Here is a 16,649-nt window from a genome sequence, read left to right on the forward strand (position 1 = left end):
ATGCTGGAGCTGAAGACCATCACCGGCGGCTACGGCCGGATCACCATTCTCAACGGCACCTCTTTCACCATTCCCAAGGCATCCATCACCACGGTGATCGGCCCCAACGGGGCGGGCAAGTCCACCGTGTTCAAGGCGATTTTCGGCCTGCTCAACATCCAGTCCGGCGAAATCCTGCTCGACGGCGAGACCGTCACGCGCAAGTCGCCGGCCGAGATGATCGCCCGCGGCGTCACCTACGTGCCGCAGGGTCGCAATGTCGTGCCGCAGCTTTCCGTGCTGCACAATCTCGAACTCGGCGGGATAACGTCGAAAGACCAGACCAAGGTGAAGCGCCGCATGGAAGAGGTCATGGACCAGTTCCCGATGTTACGCGAGCGCAAGGACCAGAAGGCGATCGAGCTGTCCGGCGGCCAGCAGAAGCAGCTGGAGATCGCCCGCGCCCTGCTGCTCGACCCCAAGCTGATCCTCATCGACGAGCCCTCCATCGGCCTGTCGCCCAATCTCGTGCAGGAGGTGTTCCAGACGCTCATCCGCCTGCGTGACCAGGGCGTGACCATCCTCATGGTCGAGCAGAACGCCAAGGCGGCGCTCGCGATGTCCGACTACGGCCTCGTGCTCGAACTCGGCCAGACACGCATGTTCGACAAGGCCGATGCGCTTTTGAAGGATCCTCGGGTGGGCCAGCTTTTCCTCGGCGGCCACATCGAGGACGCCGCCTGACGCTCCTCCGCAGGCGCGACGCGTGAAAGGCCCGGCAGGATCACCCTGCCGGGCCTTCTGATTTCGGCGCGGACGCTTCGCGATTTGTGACGAGAAACGAGCGAACCCCGTAGTACGCGCAAGCTAAAATCACTATTATATATAAAATTAGTAGATTGTTTCTTATCCCGGCTGCGCGCTCCTTTTAGGTTTGACTAAAGTCTATACGCCCTGAAGGGAGTTCGAGAATGACGGCATCGCGGCCTGTCCCGCCCGCTTTGCGGTTGCGCTCGGTCAACAAGTCCTACGGCCCGACCCGAGCGCTGAGTTCGGTCGATCTGGATGTGCATGCCGGGGAAATCGTCGCGTTGATGGGCGCCAATGGCGCAGGCAAGTCGACGCTCATCAAAATCCTCTGCGGCATTCAGCGGGCGGATTCCGGCGCGATCGAAATCGAGGGCCGCTCTGTCGATATCGCATCTCCCGCGCAGGCGCAGGAACGCGGCATCGTCGCCGTTCACCAGTCGATCGCCGATGTCGGTGTCCCGACGCTCAGCGTCGCGGAAAATCTGCTGCTGGATCTCTTCTGCACCGGCGCGGGGCCGCTGGTGGCCACGCCCGCCAATGTGCGCCGCCGCGCGCAGGAGCGGGCCGAACGGATCGGCCTGGACATCGACCTCGATGCGCAACTCGCCGACGTGTCGCTGGCCGACCAGCAACTGATCGCGATAGCGCGTGCCGTCAGCCATCGCCCGACCGTCATGCTGTTCGACGAACCGACCGCCAGCCTCTCCGCAGGTGAAACGGAAAAGCTCTTCCGCGTTATCGAAGGGCTGCGCGCAAGCGGGGTCGCCATCATCTATGTGTCCCACAAGACCGCCGATATACGCCGTCTTGCCGACCGTGTCGTCGTCCTGCGGGACGGCCGCATTTCGGCAAGCTTCGAACGCCCTATCGAGATCAATGCGGCCATTCGCGCCATGATCGGTCACGACCTGCCGGCGGCGCGGCCACGGGCGACGAGCGACGGACCACCGATTTTCCGGATCAGGAATGCCCGCCTGAGAAAGCGCGAAGCCAGCTTCGACCTCGATGTCGGTGCCGGCGAGATCATCGCCATCACCGGCCCGCTTGGCTCCGGCAAGAGCGCGCTTGCCGGCGCGATCTTCGGGCTGTGGCCTCTTGCAGAGGGGCAAATGTGGTTGGAAGACCAGCCGTGGCGGCCTTCCGGACCCGCCCAGTCGATCACCTCGGGCGTCTTTTATGCCGGAGAAGATCGGTGGCGGACATCGTTCTTTCCCTCCACCGTGCCCTTCGCCTCGGTTGCCGGCACGATCAGCTTTCCGTTTCTGCGCCGTTGGCGCGGCTTCGGCCTGCTCCCCATCCGCCAGGAAGGCAGGGTTGCCGACAACGCCATCGCCACCTTCGGCATCAAGGCGCAGTCGCGCAACGTACCGCTCACGGCACTGTCCGGCGGCAACCAGCAGAAGGTGGTGCTCGCACGCTGGCAGGCGGAGCCCGCACGGCTCCTGCTGCTCGATGAACCCTTCCAGGGCGTCGATGTCGGCGCGCGCGACGACATCATCCGCGCCATCAGGACAAGCAGTGCCGGACGCGCGACGATCGTCTTCGTCAGCGACTACGAAGAGGCGCTGGAAGTCGGCGACCGCATCCTGACCATCGAAAACGGCGCAATCCAGGCCGATACGGCCGCCGAGACCGCCATCCCTGCATCATCCCCGGCGGCGGAGCCGCAGTTGGAAACAGTCTAATGTCCATCACAGCATCGTCCTCTCCCGACCATACCGGCGCGGCACCCGGCTGGCCCTGGCAGACTATCGTCATAAAGTCGGGCATCTTCGTCCTGCTCGCGGCCATGATGATCATCTTCCAGCTGAACGAGCCGGCGTTCCTCAGGGTCGCCAACATCTTCAGCATCCTTCAGGCTGTCGCGATCGTGGCGCTGCTTGGCATCGGCGTCACGGTAAGCTGCGCCATCGGCGGCTTCGATCTCTCGGTCGGCGCGCTGGCGGCCCTCAGCCAGATGGCCGCGGCCTACATTCTCATCGTGCTCAACGGCTCCGCCTTCGAGGCGATCGCCGGCACGCTGCTGATCGGCGTGCTGGTCGGCCTGTTCAACGGGCTGCTCATCGTCATCCTGCGCGTTCCGGATCTGCTGGCGACACTCGGCACGCTGTTCCTGCTTGCCGGCGCCCAACTCATCCCGACAGGCGGGCGCTCCGTCGCTCCCGGCATGGCGCTGCTCGACGGCAGCGCCGCGACGGGCTCCTTCACCGAATTCTTCCTGGCGCTCGGACGCTACAGGGTCGGCGGCGTGGTGCCGGTTCCGGTGATCGTGCTTGGTGTCGTCGCGCTGGTCTTCTGGTTCATCATGGAAAGAACGCGCTGGGGACGCGTCTTCTATGCCGTCGGCGGCTCGCCGAGGGCGGCCCATCTGGCGGGCGCGCCGACGAAGACCTACCGCTTCACCGCCTATATCGTCTCGTCCGTTCTTGCGGCCCTCGGCGGCATCCTGCTTGCCGCCCGCCTCGGCCGCGGCGATGTCAGTGCCGGCAACTCCCTGATGCTCGACGCCGTCGCAGCCTGCCTTATCGGCTACGCGGTGCTTGGCGCCAACAGGCCCAATGTCTTCGGCACGGTCGTCGGCGCCGTCTTCGTGGGCGTGCTTCTCAACGGCCTGACCATGCTCAACGCCCCCTATTACATCCAGGATTTCGTGAAAGGCCTCGTGCTGATCGGTGCCCTCGCGCTCACCTTCAGCCTGTCGCATCGCCGAAACTGAAACGACAACCGCACTGCCATCTCAACATCAGCCCGGACGGGCATCAAAATCGGAGAAACACATGAAACGACGTACTCTTCTCGGTCTCGCAACCGGCACGCTTCTGGCCGCCTCCGGCATCATGAGCGGCATAGCCAGCGCGCAGGGCATCAGCGGCGCGCCCGCACCCTTCGACAAGGGCGGCGTCAAGGTCGCGCTCATCGTCTACCTCTCGGGCGGCGACTACTACCAGAACTACGAAGCGGGCGTGAAGCGCCAGGCCGACAAACTCGGCATCGAGCTGCGCTCTTTCCAGGGCCGCCAGAAGCCTGACGAACAGCGCGAGCAGATTCGCCAGGCCATCAATCTCGGCGTCAGCGGCATCATCATCGCCGGCGGCAAGGGCGAGGCGGTCTCCGACGTGGTGCAGGAAGCCCTGGACGCCGGCATTAAGATCGCCGTGCAGAACATCACGCTGCCGCAGAAGGAGATCATCGTCATCGACCAGGACGAAAGCAAGCAGCTGAACCTCGTGCTGGAGCAGGCGGTCAAGGACAACGGCGACGACTTCAAGGCGGGCTATATCTACGTGGAAGGCTTCCCGGCCCTCGACAAGCGCGACGTCGCCTGGCAGGCCTTCAAGAAGAGCCATCCCGGCGTAAGCCAGCTCGCCCAGTGGGGCGCGGTCGACGACACGCCGGCACAGACCGTCGCAAACCAGACCGCTGCCGTCTTCCGCGCCAATCCCGACATCAATGTCGTTCTGGCACCGTGGGACGAGTTCGCGCGCGGTGCGAAGATCGCCGTGGACGAAGCCGGTCTCAACGACCAGGTGAAGATCTACAGCGTCGACGTCTCGACGTCGGACATCCAGGCGATCCGCGAACCGAACAGCCCGTGGGTCGCGACCTCGGCCATCAGCGCCGCTGGAACCGGCGCGGCTGCACTGCGCGCCATTGCCCTGTCGCTGACGGGCGAACTCAAGGAAACCAACATCCTTCTGCCGCCGACCCTCATCACGCGCCAGTTCCTGCTCGATAACGATGTGAAGACGGAAGAAGAGCTGAACGCCAAGCTGCCGGAATTCGCGCTTGAACATGCGGTGACGGCCGAGTGGATTACAAAGGCTGCCGCGCCCTCGAACTGAAGCGACGCGCAAACTTTGCGAAAATCGGGGGCCGCATCGTCGGCCCCTAATTCGTTGAACCGTTCGAGCAGATAAATCTGGCCCGGCCTGACTGCGCACCGCACTCGCCATCGCGTTCAGATGATGTATTCCGGCTCGCTCAGGCTCTGGTCCATGGTCACGCCCGGCAGAGCCGTGTGAGGTTTGCCCACCGGTCGCGCCGGAACGCCGACGACGGAAGTGTACGGCGCGACCGGAGCGACGACGACGCTGCCGGCGCCGATCTTCGCGCCGACGCCCACCTCGATATTGCCGAGAATCTTGGCGCCCGCCCCGATCAGCGCGCCGCGGCGAACCTTCGGATGGCGGTCGCCGGTCTGCTTTCCGGTTCCGCCGAGCGTGACGTTCTGGAGAATGGAGACATCATCCTCGACGACCGCCGTCTCGCCGATGACGAGTCCGCTGCCGTGATCCAGCATGATGCCGCGCCCCATGACGGCCGCGGGATGAATATCGATCGCGAAGGCTTCCGAAATCCGGCTCTGGATGTGGCGGGCAAGGTGCCGGCGACCCATCGTCCACAGCCAATGGCCGACACGATAGGCCTGCAATGCGGAAAAGCCCTTGAAATAAAGAAATGGCGTCAGAACCTCGCCGCCTATACCGCCTCCAGGATCTGGCGCTGGAGATCGACGGCACGCGGATCCGCGAGTTCCCGCCGAGGCCGGTCGAGCTCGACAGCAATATCGAGCGAGATGGCGCCACCGCTGAGCACGACGACCCGGTCAGCCAGTGCAACGGCTTCTGCCACGTCGTGGGTGATCAGGACCGTGGTGAAGCCGCGGTCCGTCCAGATCCGCTCCAACAGACGGTGCATCTCGATGCGCGTCAACGCGTCCAGCGCGCCGAAGGGTTCGTCCAGCAGCAGGATTTGCGGCTCGCTGACAAGGGCACGGGCCAGCGCCACGCGCTGCCGCTGGCCGCCGGAAAGCACGCTCGGCCAGTCGTTCTCGCGGTCTTCCAGTCCGACATCGGCCAGCGTCCGCCGCGCTTTTTCCTGCCAATCCGGGCCGCGGGCAATGCCGACATTTTCCCCGACACGCTGCCAGGGCACCAGGCGGGCCTCCTGGAACAGCAAGCGCACAGAGGGATGCAGGCGTTCGACCGTGCGCCCACCGATGGCGACGCGGCCGCTGCTCGGCGTATCGAGCCCGGCGATCAGGCGCATCAGCGTCGACTTCCCGCCGCCCGACCGGCCGACGACGGCAAGGAACTGGCCAGCCGGAACGTCGAGATTGAAATTTCCCAGCACGCTCAGCTTGCCGAAGGTTTTCCCGACGCGCGACAACGAGATCGGAAGACCCGCCTCGCTCTCCGGCACAAAGAAGTCGGCGGCACTCATCGCCCGCCCTCCTGCCCGCCCTGGTAGGCGGGGTGCCAGACAAGCACGCGCTTTTCGATCGCGCGGGTCGCGACATCGGCAAGCTTGCCGAGGAGGGCATAGACGATGATGCCCAGCAGGACGACATCGGTCTGCAGGAACTCGCGCGCGTTCATCGTCATGTAGCCGATGCCGCTAGTGGCAGAGATCGTCTCGGCAACGATGAGCGTCAGCCACATGAAGCCCAGCGCATAGCGCAGGCCGACGAGAATAGAAGGCAGTGCGCCCGGCAGGATGATCCGCGTGATCATCGCCTTGCGGTCGAGCCCGTAAACCGAGGCCATCTCGACGAGTTGCGGATCGATGGTGCGCACGCCGTAGAACGTGTTGATATAGATCGGGAAGAAGACGCCGATCGAAACGAGGAAGATCTTCGCCGTCTCATCGATGCCGAACCAGAGGATGACGAGCGGGATGAGCGCGAGATGCGGGATATTGCGCACCATCTGCAGCGTGCTGTCGAGCAGCGTCTCGGCCGGTTTCCAGAGCCCGTTGACGACGCCCGCGATGAAACCGAGCCCACCGCCGATGGCAAGGCCGATCAGCGCGCGCTGCGTGGAGGCGAGCGTGTGGACGATGAGCGAGCCGTTCAGCAGCGACTTCCAGAAGGCAGCGGCAACGGTCGTCGGCGCCGGCATGAGACGGGCCGTCACGAGGCCAGTCCGCGCAGCGATCTCCCACACGACCAGAAGCACGATAGGAAGGGCCCAGGGTAACAGGGCGCTTCCCAGACGTTTGAAATTGGGCTTGCTGCGGGTATCGCCGGCAGCGTAACCGGCCACCGACGTGTCCGCCATCAGGCACCACCCTTGCGCACGACATCCGCAATCGAGATCTTCTCGGGGATCAGGCCGAGTTCGAAGAACGTGTCGGCGATCGCCTGCTGCTGCTTGACGACGCTCTCGTCGATCGCCTTGACGCCGTAGGACTGGCGCTCCAGCGCGACGGCAAGCACATCCTCGGGAATGCCCACCGACGGCGCCAGTTCAGCGGCGGCCGCAGCGGTATTGGCCTTTGCCCATTCGTCGATCTCGCCGACAGCCTCGATCACCACGTCGACCGCTTCGGGATTGTTGTCCACGAAGCTCTTCGCACCGAGATAGAACTGATGGTTCGGCACGATGCCTTCACCATTGCGCAACTCACGCGCCTCGATCGCCACTTCCGCGGCCGCCTGGAACGGGTCCCAGATGACCCAGGCATCGACCGCGCCCTGTTCGAAGGCGGCACGGGCATCGGCCGGCGGCAGGAAGGAGGTCTTGATGTCGGTATACTTCAGACCCGCCTCTTCCAGAGCCTTGACGAGCAGGTAGTGCACGTTCGAGCCCTTGTTGAGCGTCACCGTCTTGCCCTTGAGATCAGCCACCGTCTTGATGGGGCTGTCCTTGGGCACGAGGATCGCTTCGCCGCGTGCTGCCGGCGGCTCATGCGCGATGTAGACCAGCGGCGCGCCGGCGGCCTGCGCAAAGATCGGCGGCGTTTCGCCGGTGGTGCCGAAATCGACGGCGCCGACATTGAGCGCTTCCAAGAGCTGCGGACCAGCAGGGAACTCCGTCCAAGTCACGGTATAGCCGATCTTCTCCAGCTTCTTTTCGAGAAGGCCCTTGCCCTTGAGCAGGACAAGCGTGCCGTACTTCTGGTAGCCGATGCGGACCGTCTTGTCGGCGGCTTGAGCCAGCCCTCCGCTCCACAGCGGCAAGGCGAGCACGGCGGCAAGAGCCGTCGAGAAAAGGCGGCGTGAAATCGTCATGGCGTTCCCCTGTACCGAAATCTTTGAACTACATATAATCTATAGATTTCTTTCTCTTTCGAGGACGCCCATTCCAAAGCTACCCGGAGCTTGTAGTTTTTTCTCCTAGCGACGGATCGGAACGCGTGATGTCGGCAGTCGTTAATGGACCCAAGCCCGGTCCTGCCGGAGCACCGATGCAGGCATCGCAGATGCCACAGCCATCGTCGTCAATCGCCTGATCGGCCCGCCCACAACAGATACAGGCTGCGGCCCTTGGAGCAGCTTTGCTGCACCGGTGCGGCGGCAGGATTTCGACCAAGCCGTCGAAGAGATTTTCGGTCTGATTATGTGCCATCGCGGGTATCTCCAACGAGAGTGCACAAGAGATAGGAACACCCCGACGCATTGCAATGGCCGGTCGACTTCTCCGGCTCTGCCATCTTGTTGCAGATGACGGGCGCGCTATCTGCCGAGCAAATCCCCAGGTGGAGCTGTCGATTTTTATGGATGATCCTTTCCAGCTCAAGCGGTTCGTCGACGCTCAGGAGCTTGTCTTTAACACCGCTCTTGCAGAGCTGCGTGCCGGCCGCAAACAGACCCATTGGATCTGGTTCATCTTTCCGCAGTTGCGCGCGCTTGGCCGCTCGGCGACCGCGGAATTCTACGGCATAACCTCTCTGGACGAGGCACGGGCCTATCTCCGGCACCCTCTTCTGGCAGACCGGCTGGCCCGGGCCACCGATGCGGTTCTCATCCACCACGACCGATCGGCCCATGACATCTTCGGCTCGCCCGACGACCTCAAGTTCCGATCGTCGATGACGCTGTTCGATGCAGCCTCGAACCATGAAAACGCGCGGTTTCAGGTTGCCCTGGAACGCTATTACGACGGCCGACCGGACGAGCGCACGCTTGAGCTACTTGCGCGCCAGAACGATTGACCAGAACAATTGAAACGCCGGAGACCGCCGCGTGAAACTCGCCACCTATAATGTCAATGGTATCAACGGCCGACTTCCCGTCCTGTTGCGATGGCTGGAAGAGGATGCGCCCGATGTCGTCTGCCTGCAGGAGCTCAAGTCGCCGAACGAACGGTTTCCGCAGCGCGAGCTTCAGCGCATGGGATACGAGGCCGTCTGGCACGGGCAAAAGAGCTGGAACGGCGTTGCGATCCTGGCCAGGGACACGCCGCCGATCTTGACGCGACGTGGACTGCCGGGCGATCCGGACGATACCCATAGCCGCTATATCGAGGCCGCTGTCGATGGCCTCCTGGTCGGTTGCCTCTACCTTCCGAACGGGAACCCCGCGCCCGGGCCGAAATTCAGCTACAAACTGCGTTGGTTCGAGCGGCTCCAGTCCTATGCGGCCGATCTGCTGTCGCTCGACGTTCCGGTCGCGCTCGTCGGGGATTTCAACGTGATGCCCACGGATATCGACGTCTATGCGCCACAACGCTGGCGCGATGACGCGTTGTTCCGGCCCGAGGTCCGGGATGCCTACGCCCATCTCCTCGCCCAGGGTTGGACCGACGCCGTCCGCCATCTCCATCCGGACGAACGCATCTACACGTTCTGGAAATACTGGCGCAACGCGTTCGAACGCGATGCAGGCCTGCGCATTGACCATCTCCTCCTGAGCCCGACGCTGGCGCCCTGGCTGAGAACGGCGCGCGTGCGCCGCGGCCCACGCGGCTGGGATCACACCAGCGACCACGCGCCTGTCATGATCGAGATCGAACCACCGTCGCGCTGAGCCGGAGAGCCGCTACCGATCCGCTGCAGCTTCATCGGCAATCCGGGAGATATCGGCTTCGAGCACAAACATGACGCCGTCCGTGTCGTAAGCCAGGCGGGCCTCCCCTTTCAGCTCGGCCGCCAGAAGACGCTCGATCAGCGTGGTCCCGAAACCCTTGCGGGTGGGCGGAACGACCTCGGGCCCGCCGGACTCTTTCCATGTCATGCGTAGGAACGGGTCGGTCAGCGGATCGCATTGCCAGGTGATGGACACGCGTCCATCCGGGCTCGACAGCGCGCCGTACTTTGCGGCATTCGTCGCCAGTTCGTGAAGCGCGAGCGCAAGGGAAATCACTGCTTTCGGCGGGAGCGAGACCGTCGGACCGCTTATACGGAATGCGTCTGCCGGATATGGCGATGTGGCCTGTTCCACGATCGCCCTGAGGTCCGCTTTCTGCCAGTCCCGGTTGACGAGAAGATCCTGCGCCCGGCTGAGCGAAGCAATTCGGCTTGTGAAGGCCTCGATATCGTCGTTGTTCGCCTTGTCCCTTCCAATCGTCTGCCTCGCGATCGCAATGACCGTCGCGAGGATGTTTTTGACACGATGGTGCATCTCGTTGACAAGCACGGATTGAAGGCGCTCGGCTTCCTTTTTGACCGTGATGTCATGTGCCGATTTCGAAGCGCCCACGACACGTCCGCTGGCATCGTGAATGGGCGACACACTCAGCAGAATGTTGATTTGCACTGAGAGCTGACCCGGGATTGCGGGAAATTATCACTGAGATTTGACCCATGTTTCAATCATCCCTCGCGAGGTTTCAGCGGGGGCTCTGGAGTGATCGACATGGCGTTACTGAGCGTAATACGACGCTGGCATTTTCGAGAGCATCTATCGATCCGGGAGATTTGCCGCAGGAGCGGCCTGTCCCGGAACACCGTCCGCAAATACCTGCGCCTGGACGGCGTGGAGCCGAAGTTCAAGGTCCCGGAGCGACCGAGCAAGCTTGATCCTTTCGCGGATCGGCTGTCGGCCTGGCTGAAGACGGAATCGAAGAAGGGCCGCAAGCAGAAGCGCACCCTGAAGCAACTTCATGCCGACCTGGTGAGCCTCGGTTACGACGGCTCCTATTGCCGCGTTGCAGCCTTTGCCCGGGAATGGAAGTCAGACCGGCAGAGGGAATTCCAGACGACAGGGCGCGGAACGTTCGTGCCTCTGGCCTTCGAACCAGGCGAAGCGTTCCAGTTCGACTGGTCGGAAGACTGGGCCATTATCGGCAACGAGCGCACCAAGCTGCAGGTCGCACATACGAAGCTAAGCTATAGCCGTGCCTTCATTGTTCGGGCCTATCTCCTTCAGACGCATGAGATGCTGTTCGATGCCCACAATCATGCATTCCGCGTGTTTGGCGGCATTCCCGGCCGCGGTATCTACGACAACATGCGCACGGCGATCGACAAGGTCGGCCGTGGCAAGGAGCGCGACGTCAATGTCCGTTTCCTGGCAATGGCCAGTCACTATGTGTTCGAGCCCGAGTTCTGCAATCCCGCGTCCGGCTGGGAGAAAGGACAGGTCGAGAAGAATGTTCAGGATGCGCGTCATCGCTTCTTCCAACCTGTTCCACGGTTTCCATCATTGGATGCCCTGAACGACTGGCTGGAGCGTCGATGCAAGGAGTTCTGGGCAAAGACCCCACACGGACAGATGCGCGGCACCATTGCTGACATCTGGGCTGAGGAAGCTCTGGCGCTGATGCCTGTTACCCGCCTGTTCGACGGCTTCGTCGAGTATACAAAGCGGGTCACGCCAACCTGCCTCGTCCATCTGGAGCGCAATCGCTACAGCGTCCCGGCATCCTTCGCCAATCGACCGGTGAGCCTGCGGGTTTACCCGGATCGTGTCGTCGTCGCAGCGGAGGGGCAGATCGTGTGCGAGCATCGCCGCGTGATCGACCGTTCTCACGATCGGCCAGGACAGACCATTTACGACTGGCGGCACTATCTGGCGGTGGTGCAGCGCAAGCCCGGTGCTCTTCGCAATGGCGCTCCATTCGTTGAGCTACCGGAGGCATTCCGGGCCTTGCAGCAATATCTCCTGAAGAAGCCGGGTGGCGACCGCGAGATGGTCGATATCCTGGCCCTTGTTCTCCAGCATGACGAACAGGCCGTGTTGTCGGCCGTGGACATGGCGCTGAAGTCCGGCGTTCCGACCAAGACGCATGTGCTGAACCTGCTGCATCGCCTCGTCGACGGCAAATCCTTCACACCGCCCACCATCGACGCGCCTCAGGCCTTGACGCTCACCAATGAGCCCAAGGCGAATGTCGAACGTTACGATGCGCTGAGAAAGACGGAGGTTCGCCATGCGTCATAATCCGGCAAGCGGCGCTGTCGTCATCATGCTGCGGCAACTGAAGATGCACGGCATGGCCCAGGCCGTTGGCGAACTCACCGAGCAGGGATCGCCGGCGTTCGAGGCTGCCATCCCGATCCTATCGCAGCTCCTCAAGGCTGAGACCGCGGAACGTGAAGTGCGATCGACGGCCTACCAGCTCAAGACGGCACGCTTTCCAGCCTATCGTGATCTGAACGGCTTCGACTTCACCAGCAGCGAGATCAACGAGGCACTGGTCCGTCAGCTTCATCGCTGCGACTTCCTCGACGACGCCAACAACATCGTCCTGGTCGGCGGTCCCGGCACGGGCAAGACGCATATTGCCACGGCCATCGGCGTCCAGGCCATCGAACATCATCACAAGCGGGTTCGGTTCTTCTCAACCGTGGAACTGGTCAACGCGCTTGAGCAGGAGAAGTCCCAAGGTCGTGCAGGCCAGATCGCCAACCGCCTGGCACACTCCGATCTCGTCATCCTCGACGAGCTGGGCTACCTGCCATTCAGTGCTTCAGGCGGTGCGATGCTCTTCCATCTACTAAGCAAGCTCTACGAGCACACCAGCGTCATCATCACCACCAACCTGAGCTTCAGCGAATGGGCCAGCGTGTTTGGCGATGCCAAGATGACCACCGCGCTGCTCGACCGCCTCACACATCATTGCCACATCCTCGAAACCGGCAACGACAGCTTCCGCTTCAAAAACAGTTCGGCCCATGAGCCCAAAACGACGAAGGAGAAACGCAGGAACTTGACCACCCCAACCACGACGGACGATACCTAAGGCGGGTCACTTCTCGGCGCAAATCCCGGGTCAGCTCTCAGTGCAAATCAACACGTGGGCGCGTAAACGTCATTGTAGAGTGCGACGAATTCAGGGCCCCAGAACATGACAATCTGAGCCTGCGACGGCACCATGATGTCGATTGCGGCGTGCAGACAGGCAGGCCATTCCGTCTTCGGACCAAGCGGCCCCGACGCCCAATCCACGGTATCGAGAAGCTCGGTTACCGAGGTCATTGGTGACAGCTGCGCTTCGCGATCCACCCCCGTCATCCCTCGTTCGATATTCGATATACGCCAAGGCGTTCATTTTAAACGGAAACAAACATTATAGCACTTCCCCGCGACGGCAAGGGAGCACCCCGGGGTTCGTGTGCGTTTCACCAAAATATCGTTTTGATGGCGCCTTCGGTCTTTCGAAATGGAACCGGAGCGCTAATTCAACCATTGGGCACATGTCATCTTCTGGAACGATCAAACATGAGCAATGACAAAGTCGGCGATGCACGCGATGCTGGCGACAGGCTGATCGCGGCGCAGCTGTCGGAAAACCCCTTTTCGGCGGCCTTCAAGGCGACGCGTATGCCGATGTTGATTACCGATCCCCACCAGGACGACAACCCCATCATCTTCTCGAACAAGGCTTTCTCCGAATTGACCGGCTACGCGCCGGACGAGCTTGTGGGGCGAAATTGTCGCCTGCTGCAAGGCCCCGAAACGAGCGGTGAGGCGGTGGCGAAGCTCAGGGCCGCGGTCCAGGGCGAATATGACGTCTCGGTCGACATCCTCAATTACAGGAAAGACGGCAGCGCCTTCTGGAACGCGCTCTTCGTGAGCCCGGTGCGGAGCGCCAGCGGCGAGGTGATGTACTTCTTCGCCTCGCAACTCGACTTCACCGACATCAAGAGCAACGAGGCGGAGCTGGCCCGCGCGCGGCATCTCGCCGAAGACGAGGTCGCCCGTCGTACCGCGGACCTCACGGAGGCTCTGCGCGTCAAGACCGCCCTCGTCCATGAGGTGGACCACCGCGTAAAAAACAACCTCGCGACCATCGCCTCGATCATGAAACTTCAGGCGCGCATCACCTCGGACGATACCGTGAGACGAACCGTGCGCGCGATGCTCAACCGGGTGGAGGCGCTGAGTACCGTTCAGCGAAAGCTGCTGAACGACGATGACGTCGGGCACTTCGATGTGGCGGATTTCGCACGGGACCTTGTCCACGATGTCGTTGACGCGCTGAAACGCGACGACATCAGGCTGACAACCGATTTGCACGAGGTCGTCGTACCGGCGACCAAGGCTTCCCCCCTCGCCCTGATCATCAACGAGTTGATAGGGGATGCCGTCCGGCGCGGATTGAGCGACGGCGGCGGCGCGATCCATCTCGAGATCCGCCGGCTGAACGGACATTTCCTGATCAGGGTGACCGACACGGTGACACCGGTTGAAGTTGACGCCGAGGAAGCCGCCTTCGCCGCCTCCATGCTCGATGCGTCGCTACGACAGCTTCGCGCGAAAATTGAACGGACGTCGGACGGCCATACGACCGACGTCCAGGTGACACTGCTGGTCGATAAGTGAGGAACGATTGTTGAATGTACTGATCGTAGAGGACGAGGTTCTGCTGGCGATGGAACTCGAGAGTGAGGTCGAGGCAAGCGGATGCAAGGTGTCGGGCTTTGCTGCGGACAGCAAGGAAGCCATCGCCTTGATCCAGTCGGCAAGGCCCGACATGGCCTTTGTCGACATCCACCTGCTGGATGGTCCGACCGGGATCGATGTCGGGAAGCGGCTGGCCGCCGAGGGCATTCCCTATGTCTTCGTGTCGGGCAATCTGAAGCGCATACCCGAGGATTTCGCCGGCGCAATCGGGGCGATCGAGAAGCCGTATACGATGAACGGAATTCAGAATGCGCTTCAATATCTCAAAGCGGTGGTCTCGGGAGTGGAAACACCGAGCGCGCCGGCAAGCCTGAAAGTCCCCGCGTGATTGCGTGGGCGGTGGGCGTTTGATCGGTGACTGGAGAGTCGGAACGAAGCAAGGTCATCAATCCAGAACAGCTACGGCCGCTTCGGGACGCGGGGATGATTGGGGCGGTCCCAACGCAAGAAAGCCCTCTCGTGACGAGAGGGCTTTTGGGTTTTAGGTATTTGGTTGCGGGGGCAGGATTTGAACCTGCGGCCTTCAGGTTATGAGCCTGACGAGCTACCGGGCTGCTCCACCCCGCGCCAAGCGTAAATCCCTATGGGATTTATCGCGATTACGCCATCGCGTTGCGATGGCGGACTGTGCCGGAGCAAATTGCCGAAGGCGATTTGTCTCCTGTCAGGGGCGCACCGGTTTCGATGCTTCGTTCCCTGAGATGCGGTTTCATTCTGCAAACAAAAAAGGACCGCTTGATGCGGCCCTTTGGTTTCGGCAGGGCCGAATGCGTGTCGAGAAGATTGTTTGCTTCGTTTGAAGCGCATTGCCTTTAGCAGACCTGGCAGCGACCTACTCTCCCGCGTCTTAAGACGAAGTACCATTGGCGCTGGGGCGTTTCACGGCCGTGTTCGGAATGGGAACGGGTGCGGCCACCCCGCCATAACCACCAGGTCGGCTAAGGGCAATGTAATGAGAAGCTGGATTTTGAGCGAATAGGGAGTGGCGAATAGCGAATAGCTATTTTTCATCCGGTTTCGCTGGTCATGAACACGTCTTTTCGATCTTCTCCTTCGCTGTCGGCCGCAAGCGCAAGGCGCGTCGCCAATCCCGGGTTTTCGCTTCAGCAAAACACCCTAGATGGCGCGCCGTCCGCAGGGCCTACAGCCCTTGAGGACAAAAGATCAGCATCATCAGTGCGCCTTGGCGCGCTGATGAGCATGAACAATGAGAACGATCAAGCCAATCGAGCTATTAGTACCGGTAAGCTTCACACATTGCTGCGCTTCCACACCCGGCCTATCAACGTGGTCGTCTTCCACGGCTCTCAAGGGAATACTCGTTTTCAGGTTGGTTTCCCGCTTAGATGCCTTCAGCGGTTATCCATTCCATATATAGCTACCCTGCTATGCCCTTGGCAGGACAACAGGTCCACCAGAGATATGTCCATCCCGGTCCTCTCGTACTAGGGACAGATCCTGTCAATATTCCTACACCCACGGCAGATAGGGACCGAACTGTCTCACGACGTTCTGAACCCAGCTCACGTACCGCTTTAATTGGCGAACAGCCAAACCCTTGGGACCTGCTCCAGCCCCAGGATGCGATGAGCCGACATCGAGGTGCCAAACAACCCCGTCGATATGGACTCTTGGGGGTCATCAGCCTGTTATCCCCGGCGTACCTTTTATCCGTTGAGCGATGGCCCTTCCACGCGGGACCACCGGATCACTATGACCGACTTTCGTCTCTGCTCGACTTGTCAGTCTCGCAGTCAGGCTGGCTTATGCCATTGCACTCGACGACCGATTTCCGACCGGTCTGAGCCAACCATCGCGCGCCTCCGTTACTCTTTCGGAGGCGACCGCCCCAGTCAAACTACCCACCATACACGGTCCTGGACCCGGATAACGGGCCGCAGTTAGACATCCATGACGATAAGGGTGGTATTTCAAGGATGGCTCCACAGAAACTGGCGTCCCTGCTTCAAAGCCTACCACCTATCCTACACATGCCGACACGAATGCCAGTGTAAAGCTATAGTAAAGGTGCACGGGGTCTTTCCGTCTAACCGCAGGAACCCCGCATCTTCACGGGGAATTCAATTTCACTGAGTCTCTGCTGGAGACAGCGGGGAAGTCGTTACGCCATTCGTGCAGGTCGGAACTTACCCGACAAGGAATTTCGCTACCTTAGGACCGTTATAGTTACGGCCGCCGTTTACTGGGGCTTCGATTCAAAGCTTGCACCTCTCCTCTTAACCTTCCAGCACCGGGCAGGCGTCAGACCCTATACGTCGTCTTGCGACTT

14 protein-coding genes, 1 tRNA gene, 2 rRNA genes and 2 pseudogenes (1 of these 19 only partly in view) are annotated in these 16,649 nt (G+C 61.6%); 10 read left to right on the forward strand and 9 right to left on the reverse strand.

Features of this window, described 5'->3' with window-relative positions; translation table 11 throughout:
* The 4 genes from K6301_RS12860 to K6301_RS12875 all read left to right on the forward strand — a co-directional run bounded on the left by K6301_RS12860 (nucleotide 1) and on the right by K6301_RS12875 (nucleotide 4,631).
* A complete protein-coding gene (locus tag K6301_RS12860; RefSeq protein WP_247217462.1) occupies nucleotides 1-723 on the forward strand; it encodes an ABC transporter ATP-binding protein in 723 nt (240 codons plus the stop codon).
* Between the two features lie 227 nt (nucleotides 724-950).
* Nucleotides 951-2,474 carry a sugar ABC transporter ATP-binding protein gene (locus K6301_RS12865; protein ID WP_247217464.1) on the forward strand — a complete coding sequence of 508 codons (1,524 nt, stop codon included), beginning with the start codon at nucleotides 951-953 and terminating at the stop codon, nucleotides 2,472-2,474.
* A complete protein-coding gene (locus K6301_RS12870) occupies nucleotides 2,474-3,505 on the forward strand; it encodes an ABC transporter permease (protein WP_247217466.1) in 1,032 nt (343 codons plus the stop codon). The genes K6301_RS12865 and K6301_RS12870 overlap by 1 nt, the downstream gene beginning before the upstream one ends.
* A gap of 61 nt (nucleotides 3,506-3,566) precedes the next feature.
* Nucleotides 3,567-4,631 (forward strand): substrate-binding domain-containing protein, encoded by a 1,065-nt coding sequence (locus K6301_RS12875; protein ID WP_247217468.1) that lies wholly within the window; start codon nucleotides 3,567-3,569, stop codon nucleotides 4,629-4,631.
* A 116-nt stretch (nucleotides 4,632-4,747) separates the two neighbouring features.
* On the opposite strand, the pseudogene epsC reads toward K6301_RS12875, so the two are convergent.
* From epsC to K6301_RS12895, 4 genes and pseudogenes are all read right to left on the reverse strand, one after another.
* Nucleotides 4,748-5,263, reverse strand: a pseudogene (gene epsC, locus K6301_RS12880) (serine O-acetyltransferase EpsC); the annotation flags it as partial.
* Between the two features lie 5 nt (nucleotides 5,264-5,268).
* The gene (locus tag K6301_RS12885) at nucleotides 5,269-6,012 is read right to left on the reverse strand and encodes an ABC transporter ATP-binding protein (RefSeq protein ID WP_247217470.1); all 744 of its coding nucleotides are present in this window, start codon (nucleotides 6,010-6,012) and stop codon (nucleotides 5,269-5,271) included.
* Nucleotides 6,009-6,848: an ABC transporter permease subunit gene (locus K6301_RS12890; protein WP_247217473.1), complete on the reverse strand. Its 840-nt coding sequence runs from the start codon at nucleotides 6,846-6,848 to the stop codon at nucleotides 6,009-6,011. Before K6301_RS12890 ends, K6301_RS12885 begins: the two co-directional genes overlap by 4 nt.
* Nucleotides 6,848-7,801 (reverse strand): sulfonate ABC transporter substrate-binding protein, encoded by a 954-nt coding sequence (locus K6301_RS12895; RefSeq protein WP_247217475.1) that lies wholly within the window; start codon nucleotides 7,799-7,801, stop codon nucleotides 6,848-6,850. The genes K6301_RS12890 and K6301_RS12895 overlap by 1 nt, the downstream gene beginning before the upstream one ends.
* Nucleotides 7,802-8,286: 485 nt before the next feature.
* Here K6301_RS12895 and K6301_RS12900 point away from each other — a divergent pair, with 485 nt between their 5' ends.
* Both K6301_RS12900 and xth read left to right on the forward strand, forming a co-directional pair.
* Nucleotides 8,287-8,724, forward strand: coding sequence for a DUF1810 domain-containing protein (locus K6301_RS12900; RefSeq protein WP_247220612.1), 438 nt, complete (start codon nucleotides 8,287-8,289; stop codon nucleotides 8,722-8,724).
* A gap of 31 nt (nucleotides 8,725-8,755) precedes the next feature.
* Nucleotides 8,756-9,538, forward strand: coding sequence for an exodeoxyribonuclease III (gene xth / locus K6301_RS12905; protein WP_247217477.1), 783 nt, complete (start codon nucleotides 8,756-8,758; stop codon nucleotides 9,536-9,538).
* Nucleotides 9,539-9,550: 12 nt separating this feature from the next.
* On the opposite strand, the gene K6301_RS12910 is transcribed toward xth, so the two are convergent.
* Complete coding sequence (locus tag K6301_RS12910; RefSeq protein ID WP_247217480.1) at nucleotides 9,551-10,267, reverse strand: sensor histidine kinase; 717 nt, start codon at nucleotides 10,265-10,267, stop codon at nucleotides 9,551-9,553.
* A gap of 99 nt (nucleotides 10,268-10,366) precedes the next feature.
* On the opposite strand from K6301_RS12910, the gene istA reads away from it, so the two are divergent.
* Together istA and istB are read left to right on the forward strand one after the other, a co-directional pair.
* Nucleotides 10,367-11,893, forward strand: coding sequence for an IS21 family transposase (gene istA / locus K6301_RS12915; protein WP_220360292.1), 1,527 nt, complete (start codon nucleotides 10,367-10,369; stop codon nucleotides 11,891-11,893).
* Nucleotides 11,883-12,695, forward strand: coding sequence for an IS21-like element helper ATPase IstB (gene istB, locus K6301_RS12920; protein ID WP_220360291.1), 813 nt, complete (start codon nucleotides 11,883-11,885; stop codon nucleotides 12,693-12,695). The genes istA and istB overlap by 11 nt, the downstream gene beginning before the upstream one ends.
* Nucleotides 12,696-12,748: 53 nt before the next feature.
* Here the strand turns inward: istB and K6301_RS12925 are convergent.
* Nucleotides 12,749-12,931, reverse strand: a pseudogene (locus K6301_RS12925) (PAS domain-containing protein); the annotation flags it as partial.
* 243 nt (nucleotides 12,932-13,174) lie between these two features.
* Between K6301_RS12925 and K6301_RS12930 the strand changes: the two are divergent.
* Both K6301_RS12930 and K6301_RS12935 read left to right on the forward strand, forming a co-directional pair.
* Nucleotides 13,175-14,278 (forward strand): histidine kinase dimerization/phosphoacceptor domain -containing protein, encoded by a 1,104-nt coding sequence (locus K6301_RS12930; RefSeq protein WP_247220613.1) that lies wholly within the window; start codon nucleotides 13,175-13,177, stop codon nucleotides 14,276-14,278.
* Nucleotides 14,279-14,288: 10 nt separating this feature from the next.
* A complete protein-coding gene (locus K6301_RS12935) occupies nucleotides 14,289-14,687 on the forward strand; it encodes a response regulator (RefSeq protein WP_247217482.1) in 399 nt (132 codons plus the stop codon).
* Between the two features lie 162 nt (nucleotides 14,688-14,849).
* On the opposite strand, the gene K6301_RS12940 is transcribed toward K6301_RS12935, so the two are convergent.
* The 3 genes from K6301_RS12940 to K6301_RS12950 all read right to left on the reverse strand — a co-directional run.
* Nucleotides 14,850-14,926 (reverse strand) — tRNA-Met (locus K6301_RS12940).
* A gap of 252 nt (nucleotides 14,927-15,178) precedes the next feature.
* Nucleotides 15,179-15,293 (reverse strand): 5S ribosomal RNA (gene rrf / locus K6301_RS12945).
* 279 nt (nucleotides 15,294-15,572) lie between these two features.
* Nucleotides 15,573-16,649 (reverse strand): 23S ribosomal RNA (locus K6301_RS12950); it runs 1,828 nt beyond the window's last position.

The organism is Shinella oryzae, from assembly GCF_023038235.1.
GTDB lineage: Bacteria > Pseudomonadota > Alphaproteobacteria > Rhizobiales > Rhizobiaceae > Shinella > Shinella sumterensis.

Bases quoted from the DNA above. Each gene is read 5' to 3' on its own strand.
- K6301_RS12875 (WP_247217468.1), top strand. From the start codon at position 3,567: ATGAAACGACGTACTCTTCTCGGTCTCGCAACCGGCACGCTTCTGGCC.
- istB (WP_220360291.1), top strand. From the start codon at position 11,883: ATGCGTCATAATCCGGCAAGCGGCGCTGTCGTCATCATGCTGCGGCAA.
- K6301_RS12885 (WP_247217470.1), bottom strand. From the start codon at position 6,012: ATGAGTGCCGCCGACTTCTTTGTGCCGGAGAGCGAGGCGGGTCTTCCG.
- K6301_RS12860 (WP_247217462.1), top strand. From the start codon at position 1: ATGCTGGAGCTGAAGACCATCACCGGCGGCTACGGCCGGATCACCATT.
- K6301_RS12865 (WP_247217464.1), top strand. From the start codon at position 951: ATGACGGCATCGCGGCCTGTCCCGCCCGCTTTGCGGTTGCGCTCGGTC.
- K6301_RS12930 (WP_247220613.1), top strand. From the start codon at position 13,175: ATGAGCAATGACAAAGTCGGCGATGCACGCGATGCTGGCGACAGGCTG.
- istA (WP_220360292.1), top strand. From the start codon at position 10,367: ATGGCGTTACTGAGCGTAATACGACGCTGGCATTTTCGAGAGCATCTA.
- K6301_RS12890 (WP_247217473.1), bottom strand. From the start codon at position 6,848: ATGGCGGACACGTCGGTGGCCGGTTACGCTGCCGGCGATACCCGCAGC.
- K6301_RS12895 (WP_247217475.1), bottom strand. From the start codon at position 7,801: ATGACGATTTCACGCCGCCTTTTCTCGACGGCTCTTGCCGCCGTGCTC.
- K6301_RS12870 (WP_247217466.1), top strand. From the start codon at position 2,474: ATGTCCATCACAGCATCGTCCTCTCCCGACCATACCGGCGCGGCACCC.
- K6301_RS12900 (WP_247220612.1), top strand. From the start codon at position 8,287: ATGGATGATCCTTTCCAGCTCAAGCGGTTCGTCGACGCTCAGGAGCTT.